Source organism: Mycobacterium sp. ACS4054, from assembly GCF_001667275.1.
Lineage (GTDB): Bacteria > Actinomycetota > Actinomycetes > Mycobacteriales > Mycobacteriaceae > Mycobacterium.
The window spans coordinates 1-5,682 of the sequence record NZ_LZHV01000076.1 but is presented as its reverse complement, the minus strand read 5'-3'; the positions used below and the strand labels follow the sequence as shown (position 1 = coordinate 5,682).

Sequence of the window (5,682 nt, the reverse complement as noted above, 5' to 3'; positions counted from 1 at the left end):
CCCCATGCCCATCGACCCACCCCAACAACCCGTCGCCACGACACCCGAAGCTCCGCCGGTCGAGCGGCCCAAGCAGCCCCCACCGGAGTCGGACCGACCGCAGCAGCCCCCGCCGGCCGAGCCGGAACCGCCTGCGCCGCAGCCGGAGCCGCGGACCCAAGCCCCCGCCCAGCATGCGCGGCACGCGCGCCGCGCCAACCGCGGCGACGCCGATGGGCAGGACCTCCCCAACACCGGCCCCAGCCGACACAGCCACCGCGCGAAACCGACCACTCTTTCCGCCGCACCAAGCCCACGCGTCAGCCCGTCGGCGGCGAAACCGAATGGCGGCCCGGTACCGCCCGCGTCGAAGCGACGCGAACGCGACGTGGCCCCCGTTCGTCCCGCGACGCAGCGACCCGCCGAGGCATCCGCCCGACCGGGTTCGCCGCCCGCGCGCGCGAACGGTGACCGCGGGGGCAGCGCCGTCACCCACACCGGTCCCAAGCCTGCCGACACCGCCGCGGCCGACGCGGTACCGCAACGCGGTTGGCGGCGTTGGGTATACGCCTCGACGCGCATCAACGTCGGCTTGTCCCGCGACGAGAAGTACGAGCTGGACTTGCACCGGCGCATTCGCCGCCTTCCGCGCGGCTCGCACGAGATCGCGATCGTCGGCCTCAAGGGCGGAGTCGGCAAGACGGCCGTGACGGTCGCGCTCGGCTCGGTGTTGGCGCAGGTGCGCGGCGACCGGATCCTGGCGTTCGACGCGGACGCGGACTCGGGAAACCTCGCGGATCGAGTGGGACGTCGGCCGGCTTCGTCCGTCGCGGATCTGCTTGCCCGCAGGGACCTTTCGCACTACAACGACGTGCGCGCACACACCGGTGTCAACGCGGTCAACCTTGAAGTGCTCGCCGCGCAGGAGTACAACTCGGCGCCGCGCCCGTTCGGCGCGGCCGACTGGCAGTACGCGGCCGATGCGGTGTCCAGGTTCTACAACGTCGTGCTGGCCGACTGCGGGGCCGGCTTGACGCGCGGTGTGCTCGCCACGGCATCCGGGGTGGTGATCGTGACCACCCCATCGATCGACGGTGCGCGGCAAGCCGCGGTCGCGATCGACTGGCTGCGCAACAGCGGACGACAGGAATTGCTAAGCCGCGCATGCGTGGTGATCAACCATGTCGCACCGGGAGAACCCAACGTCGCCACCACCGGCCTGGTACGGCAATTCAGCCAGCATGTTCGGCCGGAACGCATCGTGGTGCTGCCCTGGGACAAGCACGTCGCGGCTGGCAAAGAGATCGAAATCGGCCAACTCGACCCGGTCTACAAGCGTAGGATTACCGAGCTTGCCGCAGCACTGTCCGACGATTTCGACAGGGGTGAACGTCGTTGAGCGCGCCCACCGCCACTGCCGGCGCAGCCGCGACCGCGGGGACCGCCGGCACCACGCCCGCCAAGCCCGCGACCACCCGGGTGACCATCCTTACCGGCCGGCGACTGACCGATGTGGTGCTGCCGTCGTCGGTCCCGATCGACACGTACATCGACGACACCGTCGCCGTCTTGGCCGAACTGCTCGAAGACACTCCAGCCGACGTGCTCGCCGGCTTTGACTTCTCTGCCCAGGGCGCTTGGACTTTCGCGCGGCCCGGGGCCCCGCCGCTGAAGCCGGACAAGTCCCTCGACGACGCCGTGGTGGTCGACGGATCGTTGCTGACATTGGTGTCGGTCAGTCGCACGGAGCGGTACCGACCGTTGGTCGAGGACGTCATCGACGCGATTGCGGTGCTCGACGAATCCCCCGAGTTCGACCGGACGGCGCTCAATCGCTTTATCGGCGTGGCGATTCCGATCGCGGCCACGGCCGTCTCCGCGATAACGGTGCAGGCGTGGTGGAACACCGGGCGGCACCTGTGGTGGCCGCTCGCGCTGGGCATCGCCGGGCTGCTGGTGCTCCTGGGCAGTTGGGCAGCCAAGCGGTTCTACCAGAACGTGAGTCTCTCGGAGAGCTTGTTGACGGCGGCGTCGCCGTTGCTCACCATCGCTGCGGCGCTTGCCGTTCCGCCCCCGCACGGAGCCGCTCCGCTCGGGGCGCCGCAGCTCGCCGCCGCGGCCGCGGCCGTATTGTTCTTGGCGCTGCTGACCCGGGGTGGCCCCCGGCGGCGTTCGGAGCTCGCATCGTTCGTCGTCATCACCGCGATCGCGGTCACCGCGGCGGCCGTTGCGTTCGGATACGGCTGGCAACATTGGGTGCCGGCCGGTGCCATCGTGTTCGGGCTGTTCACCGTCACCAATGCGGCGAAGCTGACCGTCGCCGTGGCCCGGATCGCGCTGCCGCCCATCCCCGCCCCGGGCGAGGCCGTCGACCATGACGAATTGCTCGATGCCGTTGCGGGCCAAGAGGGTGGCGACGACAAGGAGGCCCGCACCTGGCAGGCCATCATCGCGTCGGTGCCCGACTCCGCCGCGCGCCTCACCGAACGCAGCGAACTCGCCAAGCGACTGCTGGTCGGGTTCGTCACGGCCGGCACCCTGGTGCTCGCGGTCGGTGTCATCGCGACCGTGGTGCGCGGGCACTTCTTCGTGCACAGCCTCATCGTCGCCGGGTTGGTCACCGTCGCATGCGGATTCAGGTCGCGCCTCTACGCCGACCGGTGGTGCGCGTGGGCGCTGCTGGCGGCGGCCGTCGCCATCCCGATCGGGGTGACCGCCAGACTGTGTATCTGGTATCCGCACAGCGCATGGCTGCTCCTGACCATCCTGGTCAGCATGGGCCTCGTGACGCTGGCGATCGTCGGGGCGACGCTGTCGGTACGGCGCGTTTCGCCGGTCATGAAGCGCGTCCTGGAATTGCTCGACGGCCTCCTGGTGGCAGCCATCCTGCCAATGCTGTTGTGGATCACCGGTGTCTACGACATCGTCCGCAACATCCAATTCTGACGGTCACGACGGCGGCGAAAATTGCCGCGGTCGCGGGGCCGCGGGCCTGGTTAGGATATTCCCGACGGCAAACGCGCAGAGGAGATCGGCTGATGATCGAACCATTGGTCGTCGAGCCGTCCCGCCTCGAGACGGCCGGAAACACCTTGCGGGATCTGCCGTTTCCCTCGCCGCCGGCGCCGATTGTCGCGCCCGGCGCGGATTCCGTGTCGGCGGCCGTGAACGCGACCCTGCCGATCATCGAATCACCGGTGGTCGACGGCTTGCCCGCGGTCAAAGCCGCGCTCAGCAGAACCGGGTCCAGCATCGCCGCCGCGGCGGGAATGTATACCGACACCGACGAGAGACTGGGCGACCGGCTGACCCAAGTCCAGTTCCTCGCGGCCGCCGGGGAGTCTTCGGCGGGCACGTCGGGCGACAAATCCGACGACGCCCCCGTGGATGACGAGAAACCCGCGCCGAAACCGACTCCGAAACCCCCGACACCCCAGCCCGACCAAATGGCCGGCGCCGGTGGGATGCTCGGGTCTGTCATGCAAGGCATGCAGGGGGCGATGGGAAGCATGCAGGGCATGCAGGGTGCCGGCGCCACACCGGCGCAGCTGGCGGACAGCAACAAGCCCGACGACGAGGCGCGCGACAAGAAGTCCGACGAAGAGGTGGAATCCGAAGCGTCCGCCGAAGGCGCGGCGCCAGGCAGCGAGACGTCGGAGGGCATGCCCACCCGGCCGCCGGCCGCCGCGCGACCGGAAGCGGCCCCGGCGGAGATCAACCTCTAGGGCGGGTCGCGCCTCAGTGCGGCTGAGCCAGCCGCCCCATTTCGGCGACGATGGATCGGCGGAGCTCGTCGGCCGGAAGGTCGTGCAGTCCCGTGGCGGAGCGCAGGAACGGTTCGAACATCTGCCAGCCGAGCAACAACGCGCTGGCGTTCGCCGCCGCCAGCCGCGCCGCGTCCTCGCTGGGGTGCTGGGGCCGGATCTCGTCGAGAAGCCTGGCGGCTGCGGGGAAGCTGGACTGCAGCTGACCCGCCGGATACCCGTCCAAAAGCGCCCGCGCGATCACCCGCAAGTGGCGGCCGCCGGCCGCCTGGATTTCGTCCGGGGTCCCGCCACGGTCCATCACCGCGGAGAGCTGGCCCGCCAGATGATCGAGTACCGAGGCGACCAACTTCTCTTTGGTGCCGAAATGCCGGAAGACCAGACCGTGGTTGACCCGCGCGCGGGCGGCGATATCGCGGATGGAGGCGGCAGCCGGTCCCCGCTCGGCGAATAACTCACTCGCGCTCTCGAGGATCGCGGCGACCACCTCGTCGCGGCCCGTCGGAGAAATTTCCTGCTCCGGGGGGCTTGCACCGTCTGTAGTCATCTGTCTACACTACCTCATAACGCACTGTAGTCGATTGACTACAGACAACGACTGAGGAGAGCCTGAGCTGGACACCCAGACTGGCGTGCCGAGTGGTCCGGCCAACGGCGATGCCCATTGACTCGACGGGGGCGGGCGCATTGAGGGGGGCGCCCGCCCTGTCGCGGCCGAGGGATGCCGGGAAGGGTTGCAAGAGCCCGTTTTTCGATGCGCGACGGTTCAGTCGCCCGATTCACCGCGCGTCGGACAGGGCTGCGGTCAACAACCCGGAGAGGCGCTTCCAGTACAGCCAATCGGCGACGGCCGAGCGCTGGGCGGCGGGATCGACCGCGGTGTGCGCCTCGTTGAGAACGACCTCTTGGGTGTGCTCGACGTAGCGATGGAACGCCCGCAGGTGCGCGGCTTGGCGGCCGGGTGAGCTGCTGGCCAGCGGCTTCATCACGTCAAACCACAGCATGGGCCGTTGATCGGCTGGCGGAGCTACCCCGTCGGGCGGTTTCGGCGCCTGCTCGTCGGGCGGGGCGTGCTGGCCGGCCGCCGGCGCCGGCGGCAACATGTTGACCAGCCGGACGTCGGTGGTGGCGGCGAGGCGATCCGCGGCCTCGGGATCGACCACCTCCAGGCGCGATCGGCCGACCATGTCCCCGCTGTCCGGAATGTCATCGGGCTTCAGCACGACCTTGGCCGCGCCGGCATCGGAGTTGGCCAGCTGCTCCTCCGTTGCGATGACCGCCCGCAGCTTCTTGTCGTGATGGTCGGCCCAGCCCTGCACGGCCAGCACCGGGTACGTCACCCAGCGCGCCCGCTCGGCAGCGGGAATCGCGTCGTCGGCGCTGGCCAGCTGCACGGGCTCGGGTAATTGGATCCCGTCGGGGATGTAGGCGATCCCGTAGCTGTTCGCCACCACGATCGAGCCGTCGGTGGTCACCGCGGTCACCCAGAAGAATCCGAGGTCGCTCCCGCCGCGCGTGCCCGGCGCGTTCAACGCTGCCGCGATGCGCCGCGCGAGCCGTAGGGGATCGGATCCGCCGTCCCGGCGGGCGGCGTCGGCGGTGGCGGCGTCGGCGATGGCGTCGCGTTCGGCGCGTGCTTTGGAAACGGGGATGATCGGCGTCACCACAACCGCGTCCGCGGCGTCGGCCTGGTCGATCGAGGATGTCGGATCTCCGGCGTGTGCGGCCGGCCGCGCTCCCGCCCTGCCGCCGGCCGCGGCCGGTTTGGTCGGGGCCGCACCGCCCGCCGGCTTCGGGCCGGCGGCAGCGCTGTAAGCCCCCGCCCGGCCGCCGCGCGCCCCGCCGCCCGCCGCCCCCAGGGCCCGGCCGGCATGCCCGCCGCGCCGGGCGGCGCGGCGGCGGTGGACTCTTCGGTGCGAGGCGCCGCCGACGGCGACAT

General features: G+C 70.4%; 4 protein-coding genes and 1 pseudogene. 3 read left to right on the top strand and 2 right to left on the bottom strand.

The window, feature by feature from the left end; genetic code table 11:
* Positions 1 to 571: 571 nt before the first annotated feature.
* The 3 genes from A5730_RS25280 to A5730_RS23410 all read left to right on the top strand — a co-directional run bounded on the left by A5730_RS25280 (position 572) and on the right by A5730_RS23410 (position 3,704).
* Positions 572 to 1,378 (top strand): MinD/ParA family protein, encoded by an 807-nt coding sequence (locus A5730_RS25280; RefSeq protein WP_231994783.1) that lies wholly within the window; start codon positions 572 to 574, stop codon positions 1,376 to 1,378.
* Complete coding sequence (gene eccD / locus A5730_RS23415; protein WP_067905794.1) at positions 1,375 to 2,925, top strand: type VII secretion integral membrane protein EccD; 1,551 nt, start codon at positions 1,375 to 1,377, stop codon at positions 2,923 to 2,925. Before A5730_RS25280 ends, eccD begins: the two co-directional genes overlap by 4 nt.
* A gap of 92 nt (positions 2,926 to 3,017) precedes the next feature.
* Positions 3,018 to 3,704 (top strand): hypothetical protein, encoded by a 687-nt coding sequence (locus A5730_RS23410; RefSeq protein ID WP_067905792.1) that lies wholly within the window; start codon positions 3,018 to 3,020, stop codon positions 3,702 to 3,704.
* A 13-nt stretch (positions 3,705 to 3,717) separates the two neighbouring features.
* Here A5730_RS23410 and A5730_RS23405 read toward each other — a convergent pair whose 3' ends face one another.
* Both A5730_RS23405 and A5730_RS25045 read right to left on the bottom strand, forming a co-directional pair.
* Positions 3,718 to 4,290 (bottom strand): TetR/AcrR family transcriptional regulator, encoded by a 573-nt coding sequence (locus A5730_RS23405; RefSeq protein WP_067905790.1) that lies wholly within the window; start codon positions 4,288 to 4,290, stop codon positions 3,718 to 3,720.
* A 232-nt stretch (positions 4,291 to 4,522) separates the two neighbouring features.
* Positions 4,523 to 5,682 (bottom strand): annotated as a pseudogene (locus A5730_RS25045) (hypothetical protein); the annotation flags it as partial.